Below are 20,722 nucleotides of genomic sequence, written 5' to 3'. Positions count from 1 at the left end.
ATTTATTAACGCACTAATTTAGCTAAAAGCTCTTCTTTAGTTAAATTACTCGCTTCAGCATCGCGGCGGCCTTTGTATTCAAAAGTACCAGCATCCAAACCTTTTTCACCAATTACAATACGGTGTGGAATACCCATCAATTCAAGGTCAGAGAATTTAACACCTGGACGTTCGTTACGATCATCAAGTAACACATCAAAACCTTGAGCTTGAAGTTCTGCATAAAGAGACTCTGCTGCTTCAAGAGTACGTGGTGATTTGTGCGCATTCATTGGAACAATTGCAATTTCAAAAGGTGCAATGGCTTGAGGCCAGATAATACCTTTGTCATCGTAGTTTTGTTCAATTGCAGCTGCAACAACACGTGTTACACCAATACCGTAGCATCCCATGGTTACTGTAAATGGTTTGCCATCTTCACCTAGAACTTTACAGCCCAAAGCTTCAGAGTATTTAGTACCAAGCTGGAAAATATGACCTACTTCAATACCGCGTTTAATTTGTAGTGTGCCTTTGCCATCTGGAGATGGATCGCCTTCAACCACATTACGTAGGTCAAAAACTTCGCTAATTTGTGCATCACGTTCCCAGTTTACGCCAACCGCATGTTTATCCGCTTCATTTGCACCAGCAATGAAGTCAGAAAGAACAGATGCAGCACGATCAACAATTACAGTTAAGCCTTTTTCGACTAAACCTTGTGGACCTGTAAAGCCAGCAGTTAAACCAAATGCTTGAAGTTGTTCTTCAGTTGCAAAAGTAAGAGGCGCAGCAACTAAAGGATGCTTCTCAGCTTTAATCTCATTAAGTTCGTGGTCGCCACGTACAAATAGAGCAACGACAGGAACATTACCTTTTTCATCAGCAACGCCTTGAACCAATAAAGCTTTAACAGATTGCTTTGGATCAGCCTTTAAGAATTGGCAAACATCATCAATCGTTTTTTGGTTTGGTGTTTCAACCAATTTAAATTCTTGTGTCGGTGCTGCACGTTCACCCACTAAAACAGCCTCAGCCATTTCAACGTTTGCCGCATAATCAGATTCAGTTGAAAACGCGATGTCATCTTCACCACTTGCAGCCAATACGTGGAATTCGTGTGAAGCTGAACCACCAATAGAACCTGTATCTGCTTGTACTGGGCGGAAATCTAAACCTAAACGAGTGAAAATACGACTATAAGTGTCGTACATCACATCATAAGTTTCTTGTAATGACTCTTGAGTTGCATGGAAAGAATAAGCATCTTTCATGATGAACTCACGTGAACGCATTACACCAAAACGTGGTCGAATTTCATCACGGAATTTGGTTTGAATTTGATAGAAGTTTACAGGGAGCTGCTTATAACTTTTTAATTCGTTACGCGCCATATCTGTAATAACTTCTTCATGCGTTGGCCCAAGTACGAATGGGTTCGTATGACGATCTTTAAAGCGTAATAACTCAGGACCATATTGTTCATATCGACCTGATTCTTCCCAAAGACTTGCGGGTTGAGTCACGGGCATGAATACTTCCATCGCGCCTGAACGGTTCATTTCTTCACGAACAATCGCATCTACTTTTTTAAGCACACGTGTTCCCATCGGCAGCCATGTATATAAACCAGATGCCAATTTACGAATCATCCCCGCACGTAACATGAGCTGGTGTGAAATCACTTCAGCATCATTTGGGGTTTCTCTCAACGTTGCAAATAAAAAGCGGCTTGCGCGCATGGAAAAAGTCCTAAAAGTTAAGCGTTATAAAAACGCAGATTATACGATAATCGCTGCATTATGACATGAATCGTCGAGTTTGACGCAGCATAAAGTTTTTCAAGTCATCCAGATAAGTGAAAATGACGGGTACAACCACAAGAGTTAATAGGGTAGAGGTAATCACTCCACCAATAACCGCATGAGCCATTGGTGCGCTTTGTTCACCACCTTCGCCGAGACCTAAAGCTAAGGGAACCATCCCCATCACCATAGCGCTTGTTGTCATCAAAATTGGACGTAAACGGGTTTTACCAGCTTGTAAAATAGCATCATAACGGCTGACACCCTGATCCATCGCTTTTTTAATAAAATCGATCAGCAAAATCGCATTTTTAGTGACAAGTCCCATCAGCATAATAATACCAATAATCGAAAACAGATTTAGGGTGCTTTGGAACAAGAATAGGGCAAGAAAAACACCAATCAATGATAAGGGTAAAGAGGCCATAATTGCTGCGGGATGAATAAAGCTATTGAACTGAGAACCTAGCACGATATAAATAAATACAATCGATAGGGTAATGGCTGTTAATGCGTATCCCGCAGATTCAGCCATATCGGCGTTTGCCCCTTGCGTATCGAATGTATAACCTGCAGGTAACTTAAATGACTTTTGCATTTTATCGATATCTTGACCAATATCGCCACTAGGGCGACCTGAGGTATTTGCCTCAATAAGAACCTCACGTTCAAGATCACGTCGGTTAATTTGCGAAGCCCCAAGCTTTTCTTCGGTCGTTGCGACGGCACTCAATGGAACTAATATATTTTGTCCAGCTGCATTGGTTTTATTAGAGTTGATATATAAATTTTGCACATCTTGCGGAAGCATACGTTTATTTTCATTTAAACGTAAATTCACATCATAAGTTTCACCATCACGGTCTTCCCAAGTGGTGACATTATCGCCCGCAATTAATGGTCGAATGGCATTCGCAATTTGGGAAACAGATAAGCCCAAATCACTTGCCAGTACGCGATTAATATGAACACCCAAAGTAGGTTTAGGTTCTTTCAATGAACTTTCTAAATCAACTACGCCTTTAATTTTTTCCATTTCTGCAATAAAGCGATCTGAAATTTTTTGTAGTTCATTTAGGTCAGATCCTTTAATCGAAATCATGATTGGTTTCTGACCGCCAGATACAGAGTCTTGTGCTGCGGCAACAGAAGTCACTCGAATACCGGCTACAGTTTGCAAACGATCACGGAACTCATTATTGAGTGTATTTAGATCTGAGCTACGTTCTTGTTTTGGCTTTAAGGTCACTCCTAAACCGGCATGGTTTTTACCAGAGTCTACTTCACTGTTCACTACACCATAAGTAGAAACGACATCAGGGAATTGTCTAATAATTTGATCGACCTGATGTAATTTTGCTTGGGTATATTCTAAAGAAGAATCTACAGGAGTCTCGAACTGAATGCGCACTTCACCCTTATCTGGTGTAGGTACAAATTCGGTCCCAATCAGTTTCGATAGTCCTAATGCAGCAAATAATGAAGCGATTGCAACAATAACCGTGATTAAACGGAAGCGTAGAGCAAGTTTTAATAGCTTTTCATAAACATGGGTAAGCCGATCTAGTATTTTAGAAATATGGTTAAAAAACCGTTGTAGCCAATTATCTTTTTTCTTTACAGGATCTTTCCAATGAGCAGAAAGCATTGGATCGAGCGTAAAACTAATAAACATTGAAATTAGAACAGCTGTACTGACTGTTACACCGAACTGATAAAAGAAACGTCCAATCAGACCACCCATAAAGGCAACAGGTAGAAATACTGCCACAATGGTAAGTGTAGTTGCGAGTACGGCTAAACCAATTTCTTTTGTCCCTTCAAGAGCAGCAGTCACATGGTCTTTGCCAAGTTCAGTATGTCTGACGATATTTTCCCGAACTACAATTGCATCATCAATGAGTAAACCAATACTGAGCGATAGTGCTAACAGCGTCATCATGTTAATGCTAAACCCAAAAGCCCAGATAAAAGTTAAGGTTCCGAGCAAAGTAATCGGTAAGGTTAGACCGGTAATAACTGTAGAGCGGAAAGAGCCTAGAAAGAGTAAAACAATGAGAACTGCTAAAGCAGCACCTTCAATAATGGTTCGAACAACATCTTTGATTGAAGCGCGAATACCTTTAGAGCTATCAGCTACGACTTTGTAATCTAAACCCGCAGGCATTTGATCTTTTAATTTTTCTAACGTTTGATAAGTCTGATCGACGACTTTAATTACATTGGCATCGGAACTTTTTAAGATATCGACAGAGACCGCAGTTCTTCCATTATAAAAAGCACTCGATTGTAGTTCGGCTTGAGTATCTTCAACAGTTGCCACTTGCTTTAAAAAAATAGGGGAACCATTTTTATTAGCAATAACTAAATCACCAAATCCAAGAGGATGGATGACTTTTGATTGAATCTGTACAACCAGTTCAGAATTCTTTTGTTGTAAGGTTCCTGCAGGTACTTCTATGTTTTCATTTTTTAGCGTGTTAATGACCTGATCAATACCAATACCGTAGCTTTGTAATTGTTCAGGATGAACCTTAATCCGAATTTGACGTTTAGCATCACCTAGTAAATTGACATTACCTACACCAGAAACAGTTTTAAGCTGAGGTACAATTTTTTTGTCTACATAGGAGCTTAATTGAGCCAAACTCATGCTGTTTGATTCAAATACGACTGACATGATTGGGCTAGACGAGGGGTCATAGCGTTGCACAATCGGAGTATCAATTTCGTCACGGAACTGCGCTGTGACGGGTGCAATTTTGTCACGAACATCCTGAGCAGCAATCGCCGAAGAAGTATCAAGATTAAACTCGGCAATCACCATTGAAAGGCCTTCACTTGAGCGTGAAGTAATCTGTTTAATGCCCGAAATAGTATTGATTTGATCTTCAAGTTTTTTTGTTATATCTGACTCAACAGCCTCAGGCGACGCACCCGCATATTGTGTGGTGACTACTACGAATGGGAAATCTATATTTGGAAACTCTTCGACAGTCATACGTTTCCAAGACGCCAACCCGAGTACCATTAAGCTGAGCATCATCATAATGGTAAAAACGGGGTATTTCACACTGATTCGAGTAAACCACATACGCTATTTGCTACCTTATTTATTTTTGTCGGTTGTAACCGTCACTTTTTTATTAATGTCGGAATCTTCAAATTGAATACGGCTGACCAGATCTGTGCTTTGTAAACCTTCGACTAAAGCAATATTGTCGTTATAACGCTGTTCAACCACCCGAATTTTAACTTTTTGAATGGTGTGATTGCGTATCACCCATACAAACGGGTCATGTTGCATATTTTGAATGCTGTCTAAAGGAATCGTTTGGCCTTGATGAGTGTCATTGCGCAAAATATTTCCATTAATAAACGCTCCTATGCTTAACGAATCAATTTTTTCTTTAGGAGCAGCAAAAAACTCAATTTGTCGACTGTCTTGATCGGCGACAGGTGAAATGCGAGTAAGCGTTGCATTTAATTGTTTAGAATTGCCCTGAATCTGATATTGAATATTGCTACCTACTTTAAGCGCAGATTGCTGTTCAATTGGTAACTTGGCCTGTATTTCAAGCTGATCTGGATTTACGATTTCAAATAGTGTTTGTCCAACTGAAACAGTTTGACCTGGTTCTACTTGTCGTTTAGTAATCACACCTGAAATTGGACTGATAATAATTCCGTCCTGATCAGCTTTTTTAGCAATGTCGACATTTGCTTGTTGTGCTTTTACGCTTTCAAGCTGGCCTTTGTAGTCAACCTGACTTTGTTCAAACTCGACACGAGCAATAAAACCTTGATTAAATAATCTTTGTTTCCGGTTCATCAAATTACGTGCAAGTTCAGCTTGTGATTGAGCTGATGCAAGGTTGGCGCGTGCTTGTGCTAAACGTGCAACATTGTCCTGATTATTCAATCTCACCAGCACTTGACCTTTTTGTACCTGTTGACCAACATTGGCAGTGACATTCGTCGCTGTTGCATTCACTTGTGCCTGAATGGAACTTTGCTGAACCGCACGAATTGTTCCTGTAAATGCAGTTTTGGAGTCAAGTGCTCCTTCTTTAACTGCAATAAGGTCTTGAGGAATAAGCTCAATTTTTACAGGAGCTGATTCAGTAGTTTTGGTTGTTTCTTGCTGATTACATGCAGTTAAAATTAAACATAAACTAATAATACTCAGTTTAAAAAAAGTAGAAGGGGTGAGATGCATTGTGTGCATACAGCATCATCCTATAATTCAAATTTTATTTTGCCCCTATTCTTGATAAACCTTTGCCGTTATTCAAGCTTTTTTAAACGTTCGATAATATTTTCATACTCATTATTAGTTCGACTATAGATCTTGGAAAGTGTTTCAATGGTTTGTTTAACCCGATTAATATTATTTAGATTGTTTTCAATCAATGCTTTATGACGCTTAGGAATCGGTTTTCCTTTTCTGAAATACTCCATTTCCTGACGCTTAAATAAAATTTTGTCTTGTTGTAATTGGTTAAGTTGTTCCTGTTGATAATTAATTTGCTTTTTTATAGACACTAATGCCTGATCTCTTTTAATTGAAGCTGTCTTACTATTGCTATAAGCTTTTTTTAATTTGATATCTTGTTCTTTATGTCGTGCTAATAATGCGCGTTGAGTTGATTGATTTAAATCAGCTTCAGCATTATACGAATGGTTTCTTTTTATTACTTGCATATTGCGATCTAGAGCTTCATAACCATAACGAATATGGGCTGGTGTAACCGATGTACTAATATTGGCAATACCATGTTGATCATAATAACGATACCAAACCGCTTTAGGCGTATCGGCAATAGCAATACTAGAGGATAAGAAAAAAAGTGATCCGAAGGAAATAATGCCTATAGATACAGACAAACAGTTCCTGTAAAAGGCATATTTCATTCTGTCATTCATTGAAAATCCCCAAAAAAGATAGCTAAGTCGCTTATTTTTAAATATTTAATCTTCATTATATTAATTATTATTTAGCTGAATAAAAATATAGTCATTATAAAAAAAATGATAATTTTAATTAAAGTGTGATGAGGTTAAAAGTTATTGTTTATAAATGAGAAAGTAGACAAAAATGCCTCATTGAAAATAGAAGGTGAGATATGTTAAAAATGCGTATAAATGTGTAAAAACAAATTTAAGTTAAATTGCATTTATATTTTATTTTTATGGGGATGGAAGATTAAATGGAAGATGCGTTCCAAAATCTGAAAGTAATGGTGATTGATGACTCAAAAACCATTCGCCGTACAGCAGAAACCTTATTACAGCGTGAAGGCTGTGAAGTCATTACTGCTGTGGATGGATTTGAAGCTTTGTCCAAAATTGCAGAAGCAAATCCAGATATTGTTTTTGTCGACATCATGATGCCTCGTTTAGACGGTTATCAAACCTGTGCGCTGATTAAGAACTCTCAAAATTATCAGAACATTCCCGTTATTATGCTCTCTAGTAAAGATGGTCTGTTTGATCAGGCAAAAGGGCGTGTGGTAGGTTCAGATGAATACTTGACGAAACCTTTTAGCAAAGATGAATTGCTAAATGCGATTCGTAATCATGTAAGTTCATAATTAAGTAATTTAAGGGCAAAGAAATGGCACGTATTCTTATTGTAGATGATTCACCAACAGAAACTTTTCGTTTTAAAGAAATTTTAACCAAGCATGGTTATGACGTACTTGAAGCATCTAATGGTGCAGATGGTGTAACTTTGGCAAAAGCAGAGCAACCAGATCTTGTATTGATGGATGTAGTCATGCCAGGTGTAAATGGTTTTCAGGCAACACGCCAGATTACTCGTGATGAAGACACTAAACATATTCCTGTTGTAATTGTGAGTACTAAAGATCAAGCAACCGACCGAGTATGGGGCAAGCGTCAAGGTGCACTTGACTACTTGATTAAGCCAATCGAAGAAAAGCAATTGATCGATGTAATTAAACAATATCTAAATTAACTCATCCAACCATAAAAGCATAAATGGCGGGGTACGCCCGTCTTATAGGATCGAGTATGGCCGCGAACGGATTTATCGAGTTACTTCGTTTGTCTAAACGAGGTAACAAGAATTACGCTTCAGTCCAAAATGAAGCAGAACGGTGGTCAGGAATTGCTTTTGAAATGAGAGGGCAATACTTCGTCGCACCACTTGGGGAAATCTCAGAAGTTATCTATCCACCAAAATATACATCTGTTCCAAATACCCAAAGTTGGGTAAAGGGATTGGCAAATATCAGGGGAAGATTACTTTCAGTTTCTGATTTGGCGCATTTTATTTCAGGGCAACGAAGTTCATTTTCGTCTGCCCAAAAAGTATTATGTATTAGCCATCATGACCAGTATGTGGGGTTGGTTGTTGATCAAGTCTTGGGGATTCAACACTTTAATAAAAAAAGCTTTTTTTCTCAAAGTTTAAACTTGGAGGAAAATCTAAAAGAATATTGCCAAGGGTATTTTCACCAGCACAATCAGCACTGGCATGTCTTTTTATTTAGTCGATTATTGCAAAACCCACATTATATGAATGCATCGACAAAATTTATAAACTAATTTTTATGCTGTTAATAAACAGTATATTTTTCTGGGGAGAAGCTGTATGGGCTTTAAACTTAAAAAGAAAAGTGGCAATCGTAGTGTAAACGAAAAATCGAATGTCAACTTTATTGCGAAAATCCAGTCAGAAATTGAGCAATATGCCAGTTTATTTGGGGAAAGTAAAAAGTCCAAGCCTATCCTTTATGTAGCTTCTGTATGTTTAGTATTAGCTTCAACTTCGCTCACTTATTTATTTTATAGTGTACCTCGTCATAACCAATTGACACGTAGTATGGGTGAGTTGCGCTTACTATCACAAACAATTTCTAGACAGGCTACGGAAGCAACGGCTTCTGGATCGCCTGAAGCGATGAAAGCGTTAATTGAATCACGCCAACTTTTTGCCAAAAATATTAAAAATGTCGAAAACATTTATGGCACATCTTCAAAAGAATACAAAAAAGTAGCCAGTCTGTGGAAATCTTTGTCTTATGACGTTGACTTGATCTCATCACAACAGAGCGTAATTAACCAATTATATAATATGAATATCTCGATTAGTGATTCTATTCCTGAGATTCAAGCTGAATATAACTTGATGGTTGATAAGATGGTTCGCGAAAAAGTATCAAGTAATCAGGTTGTGATTGCTAAAAACCAGGTATTTATTGCGGAACGTATTTTACGATCTATTAACTCCGTTTTCGTTGGTACAGAGAACTCTGAGAACTCAGCACATGACTTTAGTATCGATATCGAGACTTTCGGCGTGTACTTAGAGGCGCAGCTAAACGGAAATGCTGAATTAGGCGTAGCTAAAGTTGATTCTCCTGAAATTCGTGAATCCTTGGAAGGTATTAAAAGTGAGTATGATAAAGTTTTAAAATCTGCGGCGACATCAGTACTTAAAAATACAAACCAGATTGTAAACGTACGTCAATCGTCTAGTGAGATCTTCTCACAGTCTGATGCAATGTTAACTGCATTAGGTGATCTTTCAGAGCAAACACAATATGGTTGGAAGGCTTTTGCATTAGTTGCATTACTCACATTATCACTGCTTGGTTTGATTGGTTCTGTCTTAAAACTTTTATCCCTTCGTAGTAAAGCAGATAAACAACGTGTAGCTACATTACAAGAAGAGTATGATCGTAACCAGAATGCAATTTTACGTTTACTTGACGAAATTGCCGATCTTGCAGATGGTGACTTGCGCTCATATGCAACGGTATCTGAAGACTTTACTGGTGCGATTGCCGACTCGATTAACTTTGCGATTGACCAATTACGAGACCTCGTATCTCGAATTCATGAAACTTCACAAGAAGTTGCTCGTTATACACATAATACTCAGAATATTACTAACCAGTTGGCAGAGGCATCTGAACACCAAGCACAAGAAATTGCAGGTGCATCAACAGCAATGAACGAAATGGCATTGTCTATTGACCAAGTATCATCTAATGCATCTGAATCCGCTAACGTAGCACAACGTTCGGTATATATTGCATCTAATGGTGCACAAGTCGTAAACCGTTCTATTGAGGGTATGGATACGATTCGTGAACAGATTCAGGAAACATCTAAGCGTATTAAACGTTTGGGTGAATCTTCACAAGAAATTGGTAATATCGTATCACTTATTAACGATATTGCAGACCAAACAAACATTCTTGCATTAAATGCAGCAATCCAAGCATCTATGGCCGGTGAAGCGGGGCGTGGTTTCGCCGTGGTTGCCGATGAAGTCCAACGTCTTGCAGAACGTTCTGCTTCAGCGACTAAGCAGATTGAAACGCTTGTTAAGACGATTCAAACGGATACCAACGAAGCCGTTATCTCGATGGAGCAAACGACAACTGAGGTTGTACGTGGTGCTAACTTGGCGAAAGATGCGGGTATTGCACTCGATGAAATTCAAAAAGTATCGGGTGACTTGGCAAACTTAATTGCGAGCATTTCCGATGCTGCAAAACTTCAATCAGCATCTGCAAGTCATATTGCTGCAACCATGACAGTCGTACAAGAAATTACTTCACAAACAACAACGGCAACCTTCGATACTGCTCGTTCCGTGTCGGAATTGGCGAATATGTCGGAATCATTGCGTGAGTCAGTAACGGACTTTAAATTACCTGACTAAATTGGGGGATGAGAATAGCTATTCTTATAATAGCTATTCTTTTAAAAGTATGAGCAGCGCCAAACAAATATTGGGGAAATAGTTATTTTTTTGGTGTTGACTCAGTAGTTTTCCCCACTCAGGGGGTAAGCAAAAGAAGCCTTTGCTATGAAAGAAATATTAAAAACTTTAACTGAAGCAATGATGCTACCTGAAGATAGCTATTCTGAACAAGATGCTGAGTTTCTTGAGATTTTCGTCGAAGAAATTGAAGAAATTTTTGTTGATTTGCAACCATTACTAAATGAATGGATGCAGTCCGAGAATATTGCTACGCTCACTGAAATTCGCCGTCATTTCCATACCTTAAAAGGTTCTGGGAGAATGATTGGCGCTAAATCTTCAGCTGAGCTTGCTTGGACAGTTGAAGATACGCTCAATCGAGTAATCAATCAAAGCCTTAAGTTGACTCCAGCTATCCAGAGTTATGTTCAGTTAGTGTTTAAGTTCTATTTCCTTAAATTAGTAGATAACTTTAAGCAAAAAAGAGCACATGCAGTAGATTTTAGACCGCTTATTTTATTGGGACAACAATTACAACAACAGCAAAGTTTAGAACCTGCTTTAGAAGAGCTTTTACAGCTTTCAAATATGCTTACTGCCGAAACAATGACTGGGCTTGAGCTAGACTATATTGAGCAAGATTCATTGGCTGGGCCAACTGTTGAAGATGTACATACTGAACTAAATGAAACTTTAGCCTTGTTTATGGAGGAGGCAGAAGAGCATTTATCGACAATTCATCAGTTCTTAAATCAAGAACTACATCAGTATGATAGCTACAATGCTTTAATACGTGCGCTACATACTTTGCGTGGCAGTTCTGCAATGGCACAGGTCGAAACAATTTTTGAAGCCAGTACTAAAGTTGAGCACTTATTTAAAATCTTATTGCAAGAAGAACTCTCTTCTAACTCAGATGAAATTTTATTACTACAAGAATATCGTGATTTTATTAGAGAGAGCTTAGAACTGCTATCTAGCAATAGTTCAGGTGAACAGCTTGAAGCGAGATTAGCGCAGTTTAATCAGTCATGGGATGCTTACGTTGAGCAACATGGTGATCGAACAGATCCATTAACGCCTTCACATGGTTTAGTATCGCAATTATTGTTATTAGATGTTTCTGAGCTACTCGATGCAGAATTAGATTTTGAGAAAGGGATTCGTAACGAGTTTCCTGGTTATCTTGAACGTCTAAGTGAACAGGCTAATTTGTTGCTACAGCATACCCACTCTCAAGCAATGCTTGGTTTGCATGAATATACGAGCCAATTGAAAGACAGCTACAATGTATTGCTTGATAAACCTGTGTTATTGCAATCGGACTATATTTTTGAAATTTATCAAAAAGCGCATCAACAACTTATTCAATTGTTCGATGCTTTAGCTGCTGGCCAGCGAGTCGGTATTGTTAAGCAACATCAAAGTATTCTAGAAGAATTAAAACTTTATACGCTACATACACCGAGTATTCAAAACGATTTATCTCAGCAGAATTTTACTTTTGATGAGTCACTATTCAATATTGAACTAGAGTCTGAAGTTCCAGAAGTTATTAGAGTAGAGAATTTATCAGACTCTGCTGACTGGACCCTATTAAGCCAAAGTGTACAGCAAGATCGTCAATATATTTCCTCTACACAGATAAATCGAAACTTTGATCCAGATCTATTAGACATTTTCCTCGAAGAAGCTGATGAGTTGCTTGAAGGAATGGATACAGATCTTAATATTTGGATTAATGATCAAGAGAACTTTGCGGCTCTCAATAATTTGATGCGTTATTTGCACACCTTAAAAGGTGGAGCAAATATGATCCAAGCAACTTATATTGGCTTAATTGCACATGAATTGGAAAGTATTTATGAGCGCTTAATTCAAAGGCAGCTAATTGCTTCATCAGCTCTCATTGATTTTATACGTCTGGTTCAAGATGACTTGGCTGACCGTTTACAAATCATGCGTGAAAAACAGCTAGATTATGAAGCTTATTACACAATTAACGCATTGAAAAGAGCAGGTCAAAACTCTAACTTCCAATCTGTACCTGAGATTGAAGCATCTGATATTGAACGTGAGATATTCTCTGAACAAGAGGTGATATCTGAAGTATTAATAGATGAAGTACCGGCAGAAATTGAAGCTGTTATTGAAGAATTAGAAGCTCATCACGATCAAGTATTCGATGCAGTTGTTACTGAATTGGCTGCGCCAGTGGAAGCAATAGCATTAGTTGTATCGTCGCAAGAGAATGACGCTCTGGTTGATGAAGAGGACATTACTGCTGTTGTTGAGCAGACATTCCTCGAAGAAGCTGCTGAATTGTTAGAAATGGCTGATATGCTATTGAAACAATGGTTTGATCAGCGTACGAATCGTAGTATCTTGCTTCAATTACAAAGGGCCGTGCACAGCTTGAAGGGTGGTGCACGAATGGTTGGTTTAGAAGCCGTGTATGCGATTGCCTATCAACTGGAAAATACTTTTGAACAATTTGCACTACATCACTTCAACTCGAATATTTATGACCATTTGCTCGAAAGTTCAATTGCATGGCTAAAAGACGCAATTTTCAAGTACAACTACCAGCATTTCGATGGACTACAACAAAGTTTAGAAAATATTCAATTCTTTGAAACGAATATCCAAATTCCAGCTAAGTTAAGTAAAGCTGATTTGTTTAGCTCAGAACCTGTGATGACCTTTATACAAGGTGATGGTACAGAACCACCGCCAATGATGGGAGCATGGGAACAAACTCAACGGCTCGATCAAAATAATGAGATGATCCGAGTTTCGGCAGATTTAATTGAAAAAATGATTGATCTGTCGGGTGAAAATTCGATTAACCGTTCGCGAATTGAAATGGATTTAAGCCAATTTGGACATACGCTAGCGGAAATGGAATTGGCCATTCAGCGACTTGCAGATCAGTTGCGTCGAATGGAAGGTGAATTGGAAACCCAAATTATTGCAAAACACGGTATTGAGCACTCTCGCTATACGGAGTTTGATCCGTTAGAGATGGACCGATATTCGTCTTTAAATCAATTATCAAAATCTCTTGCTGAATCTGCATCGGATTTGGTCGACTTTAAAAATACATTATCTGACAAGATCAGAGATACAGAAAGCTTACTTTTACAACAGTCGAGGATTCAAGCAGAAATTCAAGAAGGTTTGATGCGAACGCGATTAGTACCTTTCTCTCGATTACTGCCGCGTTTACAGCGAATTGTCCGTCAGACATCTACAGCGTTGAATAGACCAGCAGAACTTTTTGTAAATAATACTGAAGGTGAGTTAGACCGTAATATTTTAGAACGATTAGTGACCCCGCTTGAGCATATGCTCAGAAATGCAATTGACCATGGTCTAGAAGACCGTGTGCAACGTGAACAAACACAAAAACCGGAAACTGGACGTATTGAACTCAATATCCATCGTCAAGGTACAGATGTTGTTGTCACATTTAAGGATGATGGAAGAGGGATTGATATTGAGAAGGTCCGTCAAAAGGCCTTAATGTCTGGTTTAATTAATGCTGAACAAGTATTAGAACATCACGATATTTTACAGTTAATTTTCCACCCTGGTTTAAGCACAGCTGATCAAGTCACCCAGATTTCAGGTCGTGGTGTAGGACTGGATGTAGTACAAAGTGATATTAAGGCCTTGGGTGGTCACGTGAGTGTCGACTCTGTATATGGGCAGGGAACTGTCTTTACCATACGTGTTCCAACTACAGTAGCTGTCAGTGATGCTTTAATGGTTAAAGTTGCTGATCAGCAATTTGCAATCCCATTAGCTCAAATTGATCGAATTGTACGAGTTTCACCGACATCATTAGAGCAGTATTTTGGAAGTACACAAGAATTCTTTGAATTTGAAAACAAACACTATCCATTACGCTACTTATCTGAGTTCGTTGGCAATCAGCCAATTCCACGTTTAAGTGGAATGATGTATTCATTACCTGTATTAATGATTAAAGCAAATAATGGACAAACGGTTGCGTTATTAGTTGATCAGCTTATTGGCTCACGTGCACAAATTGTGGTCAAACCAATTGGACAACAATTCTCTAGTATTGGTGCAATTGCAGGAGCAACTATTCTAGGTGATGGTCAAGTTTGTCTAATTTTAGATGGACAAAATATTGCTCGCCAAATTCAGGCTAGTCGCCGAAATAAGCTGATTAATGACACTATTTATAGACAACGAGAGTCTGATGAACGACGTCTCATCATGATTGTAGATGACTCGGTAACAGTACGTAAGGTGACGTCTCGATTACTCGAACGTCAGGGCTATGATGTAGTCACAGCTAAAGATGGGATCGATGCGATTGAGCAGCTAGAAAATATTAAACCCGATCTAATGTTACTTGATATCGAAATGCCACGAATGGATGGTTTTGAGGTACTCAACCTGGTTCGACATCATGATCTCCATCAAAATATGCCAGTGATTATGATTACATCTAGAACTGGTGAAAAACACCGTGAACGAGCATTTACTTTAGGCGTTAACCAATACATGGGCAAACCTTTCCAGGAAGAAGATTTACTTCACAATATTGATGCATTATTCATGACATGTGAAGGGGGACTTGCATAATGAAAAGTAATATAAGTACATCCTTAATTAATGAAATGGATCAGCAAGAACTCCAGCATTTAATTACTGTTTCAACAGGCTTTATTGATGCATATATTATTGAATGCGATCAGCAAGTACCAATGCTATTGCCACAAAATATAGTGTTATCAGCTATGGATGTTAAAAATGGTATAAAGTATATTGAATGGCATGATGTAAAACTCCCTGTTTATTCGGTTCATAATGAAACTGATTTACGAGCAGTAGCATTAGTAATTGAAAGTGAAGATATTAGTCAACGGTTTGCACTCATATGTAAATCGATGCCAGTCTCAGTTCGTTTGCGTATTTCTGAAGTCGTAGATGAGAATGATGATATACAAGATTCTTTGCAGCACCCTAGTGTATTTAAATATGTGCGTATGGAGAATCAACGTTTCCACGTTCCAAATTTACAATATATCCAAAACTCACTTTAGTTATAAAAAAAGGAACTCATTTTGAGTTCTTTTTTTATAAAAACTAAACAGTTTGTAAAAAAGTAAGTTAATGTTTTTTATAAATATATAAATCGTTCGATCTAGATTTTGTGTAAGAAATGCAGAATTTTTAATCCAGCTTAAGCTAATAAGGCTGTAGAAATTTTATGCTAGAGGAGAAGATAACTGAACTAATTGCATGAACCAATATATTCAAATATAATATATTTTTAAATATATTAAAAAGATGTAGTGACTATGGATATCGCCGCAATTAAAAAATTCATACAGAAAAATAAAGTTAGACATTTATCAAATAAAGTTTTGCATACTCATCCTTCACCTAAAATGTGGAAAACGGATTTAAAAGAGGAAGAAAATAACTATTTGCTAAAAAATACAGAAGCTAAGTATAAATCTATAAATTTATATTTAGGTATTCCATATTGCATTCCTACTAATCCACCTCATTGTGGATTTTGTCTTTTCCCTACTCAAGACTACAAAGGAAAAAAAGAGATCGATTATTATCTAGATTTTTTAAATAGGGAGGCGCATTTATATAAAGAATTTTATCATGGCGCTAAACTAGAGAGTCTATATGTCGGAGGAGGTACTCCTAATTTACTTCAACCTCATGATTATATAAAACTGACTAATATTGTATCTTCTCTTTTTCCTAACATAGGGTTATCTAAACCGATAGAAATGACTTTAGAAGGTATTCCTCAACTTTTTAACGAAGATAAAATAAGAGCAATTAGAGAAGCTGGTTTCAATCGTGTCAGTATGGGGGTACAACAGGTTAATGATGAGTTGATCGCTGCAAGTGGTCGAAAACAAACAAGAAAGCAGGTTTTTGATGCAATTGAATTGTTTCATAAGTATTCTCTATCTTGCAATGTTGATCTGATCTATGGCTGGCCAAACCAATCTATTGAAGCAATGCTAGGAGATTTAGAAAGTATTGTTCAATCAGGAATAAAACATATTACTCATTATGAGCTTAATATTGCTGGTCATTCTGATTTTGCGACAAAACAAAAGCAGAATACGCCATCTATTGAGAGAAAAATTGAAATGTATAACATTGCAAAACAATTCTTAATAAGTAAAGGTTATAAACAGAAAACAATGTATGACTGGGAAAAACCAAATGATAATCATCTGATCTCAGAAAAATATTTATATGAAGATAATCTCAGAGACTGTTTACATGAAAATGGTCAAAGTAAAATGACAACAATGAGCGGATTAGGTTATGCAGCGGTTAATATGAGATTACAGCCTAACTCATCAGAAATTAAGTCTGTTTCAGCAATGAACCACCGAAACCTAAATGAATATTATAATGCGATATCTTTGAATAAGCTTCCTATTGAACGTATGTTTGTTCATGATACTGAAGATGTAAAGCTAATCTGGATATTCCAAGCATTACAAGAAATGAAAATTAATACTAAAAAATATGAGAAAATTTTTAATAGTGATATTAAACTCGACTATAAGCTTATATGGGATGCTTTAGTTGAAGAAGGCTGGGTAGAGTATAGAGACGACTATATTAAACTTATTAATGAAGGTGAGTTTTATACTCCACTTATTCAGTCGTTATTAAGTCAACCTAGAATAAAGTCTTTGCAAAAGTAGAAACAGTAAATGTCAATTCATAAAGAACTACATATTTTAAAGACAGATGATCATGGCGAATTTGCTTTATGGGAAATTTCTAAAAGAAATAATTCTCCAATAAAAAAAGAAGCAATTTTCTTATCTCATGGTGCTTTTTCGGATAAAACTGTTTGCATAGGCGTTGCAGATTATTTGGCAAATCATGGTTATATTTGTTTTATTTTAGAGTGGCGAGGGCATGGTACTAGCCCAAAAACAGATATACCATTTAATTTTGAAACTATTGCATTATATGAATATAAAACTGCATTTCACTATATTCACCATCATTTTAATATAACCTCCTTGCACTGTGTAACACACAGTGGTGGAGGTTTATGCTTAACCATGTTCTTAATTAATTATCCTGAATATTTAAAAAATATTCAAAGTATTACTTTTATTGCTTGCCAAGCATTTGGAGCAGTAAATAATTCCTTTGATTTTATTAAATTGTTTTCTGCAAAATTAGTTGTAAAAGGTCTAGGTCAGATTCCTGCTAATAAATTTAAGTTGGGACGAATAAATGAAACTTACTACACGATGCGTCCATGGTTTAATTGGAACTTAAAGGAAAATTTTATAAGTGAATTTAAAGATATAGATTATAAAAAATTTATGAGCTCTATTAGAGTTCCAATATATTCTATTTGCGGGGCTGGCGATAAATTTATTGCCCCTGCTAAAGGATGCTATAAATATTTGCAAGCTTTTGAAAATGAAAATAATATATTTCGAGAATTTGGTCATTCCAATAATAACTTAGAAAATTATTCTCATAGTCGAATTGTACTTAGCCAAAATGCTGCTAAAGAAGTCTGGCCAACTATATTGCAATGGATAGATAAGAATTCAAAAGCAGCTTTTTAAGCCATTTATATTAAAACTAATTTTCTAATTTATTGAATTGAAAAAGCGCCCCAAAAAGGGCGCTTTTTCAATTCATCAGATCTTAACTTTTACTTAGCTAACAAATTTTCTAAAATTTGCTCATAAATATCAGTTAGTGGATCAAGGTCTTGTACATCAACGTGTTCGTTAATTTGATGAATTGTTGCGTTCAGAACACCTAGCTCTAATACCTGTGCGCCTGTTGGAGCAATAAAACGGCCATCAGAAGTACCACCACTTGTTGAAAGCTCAGTTTCAGTACCCGTTACGTTCAAAATAGCAGTTTGCGCTGCATTAACGAGTTCACCCACGGGTGTTAGGAATGGTAAACCAGAAAGATTCCAGATGATTTCATACTGTAAACCGTGTTTATCTAAAGTCTCATGCACACGTTGTTTAAGCTGTTCTGCGGTCACTTCTGTTGAATAACGGAAGTTAAAAGTAACTTCTAGTGCGCCCGGAATAACATTTGTTGCGCCAGTGCCAGCATGAATATTTGAAATCTGAAATGATGTTGCTGGGAAATATTCATTTCCATTATCCCAAACAGTTTGGCATAGTTCTGCTAAAGCTGGCGATGCTTCATGAATCGGATTACGCGCTAGGTGTGGGTAAGCCACATGACCTTGCTTACCTTGAACTTTTAATACGGCATTGAGTGAACCACGACGACCATTTTTAACAATGTCACCCAATTTATGAGTACTTGAAGGTTCGCCTACCAAACACCATGTCATCTTTTCGTTACGTTTTTCAAGAGTCTCAATCACTTTAACCGTACCGTTAATAGCAGGGCCTTCTTCATCAGAAGTAATTAAAAAAGCAATTGAACCTTTATGATCAGGATGTTTTGCGACAAAACGCTCAGATGCAACGACCATGGCTGCAAGTGCTGTTTTCATATCGGCCGAACCACGACCATATAATTTTCCATCACGAATTTCAGGTGCAAACGGATCTGAATTCCATGCTTCTAACTTACCTGTCGGAACTACGTCAGTATGACCGGCAAAACAAAATACAGGTTCTTCAGTTCCACGACGTGCCCAAAGATTGTCAACTTCACCAAAACGCATCGGTTCAATATGAAAACCAATTTTGGCTAAACGGTCTGCCATGATGGTTTGGCATGTATGATCAATAGGAGTAACAGAAGGTTGTTGTAACAGTTCTAAGCTAAGCGAGAGAGTATCTGAATGGTTCATACCGAAAATTGCGTGCTGATCAGGTGAAATATAGTTCGATATAATAGGCGAATCTCTATGGGATGGGTACGTAAAAATAAAAAAACCTTATCGGAACGATAAGGTTTTGACGTAATAACTCTAACTTACATTTTATCTTGTGTTTTTTCAGCAGTATTTGTTACAGCATCACCTGCTTTAGAAACATCTTGCCCAAAACCTTTAAATGTATTACACCCTGTTAAAATCACAGCAACCATTACAGACGCAGCTAAAACTTTTTTCATCATTTTCTCCGTTTAAATTTAATAATGAAGTAAATTTAGATTAAAAAACAAACGGGAAAAGAAACATGACTGTTTAATAGTAAAAACGTTATAAAATGTTTCTAGAAGCTTAAAACTTATTGTTAATTAGCTTAATTTTTGCAGGTGAGGCTTGATGTTTAAGTAGGAAGGATGTCTAAACATATAAAACAAAATCTCTTCACTATTTTTACAATATAAACCGTCTGTCCACCAATGTGCTGAATTCGAACTAGGTTGTTTATTTGGACACAACCATTCGTGTCTTTCCAATCGATAAAAAGAAGAGTGTGGAATGCTAGTGCCCCAATATCCCAATCGACGCTTTAAATTTATCCAGTCTGGTAATGATTGTTGCAAATTTAATTGTAAAGGAAGATAGAGCTGTCCTTTTAAAACAGCAAAACGTTGTTGAATCTTAAAATTTAATGCTTCAGGGAACTGAAATTGTTTGTTAGTAAAATGATAAAGTTTTTTGCTTAAAGTATCCTGACGATTCAATCCAATCCATTGTTCTAAATCTAAATTTGCTTCACCTAGATAGTATTTTAATGCGACCTCCCAATGTTCAATTTGTTGAGTTTCTTTATTCAAAATTAAAAAATCTAACTCACCTAAAGTTCTTGCCCCATCAATTTTTTGAATACTATGACCCAATAATTGGTAAGGATGATAACTATCTTCTTGTAACCAAAACCAAAGTAAATTTTCAAAACGTAAACCTAAACGTGTGCTTTTAAGTTGAGACATAAACTGAAGTAAAGGTTGAGGTGCTTCATCGAGCTGCTTTAAACGTGGTAGATAGTTCTGAAAATGTTGTTCCCAAATCTGATCAGTATGTAATTGGAAACTATGTTGAATAGATAGAGTTTGGGGAAGGTGACAAAGTAGATTCGCACTAGCAATCGTAAACGCTAATTGTCTGACCATTGGGTGGTTAAATTGCAACCATGGCTCAAAATAGGATGCTTGAACTGAGGCAATATTCATACGTTTAATACTCGCAATAATTCATCCTAATTTCATGGTTGATCAACAAAACAATACCAGAAAAACACTTTAT

Annotated in this window: 15 protein-coding genes; 8 read left to right on the top strand and 7 right to left on the bottom strand. The window is 37.0% G+C overall.

The window, feature by feature from the left end; translation table 11 throughout:
- Positions 1-5: 5 nt before the first annotated feature.
- The 4 genes from RFW85_RS07170 to RFW85_RS07155 all read right to left on the bottom strand — a co-directional run bounded on the left by RFW85_RS07170 (position 6) and on the right by RFW85_RS07155 (position 6,710).
- Positions 6-1,721, bottom strand: coding sequence for a proline--tRNA ligase (locus tag RFW85_RS07170; RefSeq protein ID WP_309171310.1), 1,716 nt, complete (start codon positions 1,719-1,721; stop codon positions 6-8).
- 58 nt (positions 1,722-1,779) lie between these two features.
- A complete protein-coding gene (locus RFW85_RS07165) occupies positions 1,780-4,878 on the bottom strand; it encodes an efflux RND transporter permease subunit (protein ID WP_309171309.1) in 3,099 nt (1,032 codons plus the stop codon).
- A gap of 15 nt (positions 4,879-4,893) precedes the next feature.
- Positions 4,894-6,003 (bottom strand): efflux RND transporter periplasmic adaptor subunit, encoded by a 1,110-nt coding sequence (locus tag RFW85_RS07160; protein ID WP_309171374.1) that lies wholly within the window; start codon positions 6,001-6,003, stop codon positions 4,894-4,896.
- 68 nt (positions 6,004-6,071) lie between these two features.
- Positions 6,072-6,710, bottom strand: coding sequence for a hypothetical protein (locus RFW85_RS07155; RefSeq protein ID WP_216076525.1), 639 nt, complete (start codon positions 6,708-6,710; stop codon positions 6,072-6,074).
- Between the two features lie 284 nt (positions 6,711-6,994).
- On the opposite strand from RFW85_RS07155, the gene pilG reads away from it, so the two are divergent.
- The 8 genes from pilG (at position 6,995) to RFW85_RS07115 (ending at position 18,149) form a co-directional block, all read left to right on the top strand.
- A complete protein-coding gene (gene pilG / locus RFW85_RS07150; RefSeq protein ID WP_000389061.1) occupies positions 6,995-7,378 on the top strand; it encodes a twitching motility response regulator PilG in 384 nt (127 codons plus the stop codon).
- A gap of 23 nt (positions 7,379-7,401) precedes the next feature.
- Positions 7,402-7,764 (top strand): PleD family two-component system response regulator, encoded by a 363-nt coding sequence (locus tag RFW85_RS07145; protein WP_046811934.1) that lies wholly within the window; start codon positions 7,402-7,404, stop codon positions 7,762-7,764.
- Between the two features lie 56 nt (positions 7,765-7,820).
- Positions 7,821-8,357: a chemotaxis protein CheW gene (locus RFW85_RS07140; protein WP_046811935.1), complete on the top strand. Its 537-nt coding sequence runs from the start codon at positions 7,821-7,823 to the stop codon at positions 8,355-8,357.
- A gap of 46 nt (positions 8,358-8,403) precedes the next feature.
- A complete protein-coding gene (locus tag RFW85_RS07135) occupies positions 8,404-10,485 on the top strand; it encodes a methyl-accepting chemotaxis protein (RefSeq protein ID WP_170248289.1) in 2,082 nt (693 codons plus the stop codon).
- A 147-nt stretch (positions 10,486-10,632) separates the two neighbouring features.
- Positions 10,633-15,147 (top strand): Hpt domain-containing protein, encoded by a 4,515-nt coding sequence (locus tag RFW85_RS07130; protein ID WP_309171308.1) that lies wholly within the window; start codon positions 10,633-10,635, stop codon positions 15,145-15,147.
- Entirely contained in the window at positions 15,147-15,608 is a 462-nt protein-coding gene (locus tag RFW85_RS07125) for a hypothetical protein (RefSeq protein ID WP_199992958.1), read from the top strand. The genes RFW85_RS07130 and RFW85_RS07125 overlap by 1 nt, the downstream gene beginning before the upstream one ends.
- Positions 15,609-15,866: 258 nt before the next feature.
- A complete protein-coding gene (locus RFW85_RS07120; protein ID WP_309171307.1) occupies positions 15,867-17,258 on the top strand; it encodes a radical SAM protein in 1,392 nt (463 codons plus the stop codon).
- 9 nt (positions 17,259-17,267) lie between these two features.
- Positions 17,268-18,149: an alpha/beta fold hydrolase gene (locus tag RFW85_RS07115; RefSeq protein ID WP_309171306.1), complete on the top strand. Its 882-nt coding sequence runs from the start codon at positions 17,268-17,270 to the stop codon at positions 18,147-18,149.
- 89 nt (positions 18,150-18,238) lie between these two features.
- Here RFW85_RS07115 and dapE read toward each other — a convergent pair whose 3' ends face one another.
- The 3 genes from dapE to RFW85_RS07100 all read right to left on the bottom strand — a co-directional run bounded on the left by dapE (position 18,239) and on the right by RFW85_RS07100 (position 20,649).
- Entirely contained in the window at positions 18,239-19,375 is a 1,137-nt protein-coding gene (gene dapE, locus RFW85_RS07110) for a succinyl-diaminopimelate desuccinylase (protein ID WP_108009095.1), read from the bottom strand.
- A gap of 125 nt (positions 19,376-19,500) precedes the next feature.
- The gene (locus RFW85_RS07105; protein ID WP_014207555.1) at positions 19,501-19,644 is read right to left on the bottom strand and encodes an entericidin A/B family lipoprotein; all 144 of its coding nucleotides are present in this window, start codon (positions 19,642-19,644) and stop codon (positions 19,501-19,503) included.
- A 123-nt stretch (positions 19,645-19,767) separates the two neighbouring features.
- Positions 19,768-20,649, bottom strand: coding sequence for a DUF1853 family protein (locus RFW85_RS07100; protein ID WP_309171305.1), 882 nt, complete (start codon positions 20,647-20,649; stop codon positions 19,768-19,770).
- Between the last annotated feature and the right edge of the window lie 73 nt (positions 20,650-20,722).

This window comes from Acinetobacter sp. 12966 (assembly GCF_031196995.1).
GTDB lineage: Bacteria > Pseudomonadota > Gammaproteobacteria > Pseudomonadales > Moraxellaceae > Acinetobacter > Acinetobacter geminorum.
This window is presented reverse-complemented; position numbering and strand designations above follow the sequence as displayed.

Coding starts and splice junctions, on each gene's coding strand:
- RFW85_RS07170 (WP_309171310.1), bottom strand. CDS start 1,721: ATGCGCGCAAGCCGCTTTTTATTTGCAACGTTGAGAGAAACCCCAAAT.
- RFW85_RS07165 (WP_309171309.1), bottom strand. CDS start 4,878: ATGTGGTTTACTCGAATCAGTGTGAAATACCCCGTTTTTACCATTATG.
- RFW85_RS07160 (WP_309171374.1), bottom strand. CDS start 6,003: ATGCATCTCACCCCTTCTACTTTTTTTAAACTGAGTATTATTAGTTTA.
- RFW85_RS07155 (WP_216076525.1), bottom strand. CDS start 6,710: ATGAATGACAGAATGAAATATGCCTTTTACAGGAACTGTTTGTCTGTA.
- pilG (WP_000389061.1), top strand. CDS start 6,995: ATGGAAGATGCGTTCCAAAATCTGAAAGTAATGGTGATTGATGACTCA.
- RFW85_RS07145 (WP_046811934.1), top strand. CDS start 7,402: ATGGCACGTATTCTTATTGTAGATGATTCACCAACAGAAACTTTTCGT.
- RFW85_RS07140 (WP_046811935.1), top strand. CDS start 7,821: ATGGCCGCGAACGGATTTATCGAGTTACTTCGTTTGTCTAAACGAGGT.
- RFW85_RS07135 (WP_170248289.1), top strand. CDS start 8,404: ATGGGCTTTAAACTTAAAAAGAAAAGTGGCAATCGTAGTGTAAACGAA.
- RFW85_RS07130 (WP_309171308.1), top strand. CDS start 10,633: ATGAAAGAAATATTAAAAACTTTAACTGAAGCAATGATGCTACCTGAA.
- RFW85_RS07125 (WP_199992958.1), top strand. CDS start 15,147: ATGAAAAGTAATATAAGTACATCCTTAATTAATGAAATGGATCAGCAA.
- RFW85_RS07120 (WP_309171307.1), top strand. CDS start 15,867: ATGGATATCGCCGCAATTAAAAAATTCATACAGAAAAATAAAGTTAGA.
- RFW85_RS07115 (WP_309171306.1), top strand. CDS start 17,268: ATGTCAATTCATAAAGAACTACATATTTTAAAGACAGATGATCATGGC.
- dapE (WP_108009095.1), bottom strand. CDS start 19,375: ATGAACCATTCAGATACTCTCTCGCTTAGCTTAGAACTGTTACAACAA.
- RFW85_RS07105 (WP_014207555.1), bottom strand. CDS start 19,644: ATGATGAAAAAAGTTTTAGCTGCGTCTGTAATGGTTGCTGTGATTTTA.
- RFW85_RS07100 (WP_309171305.1), bottom strand. CDS start 20,649: ATGAATATTGCCTCAGTTCAAGCATCCTATTTTGAGCCATGGTTGCAA.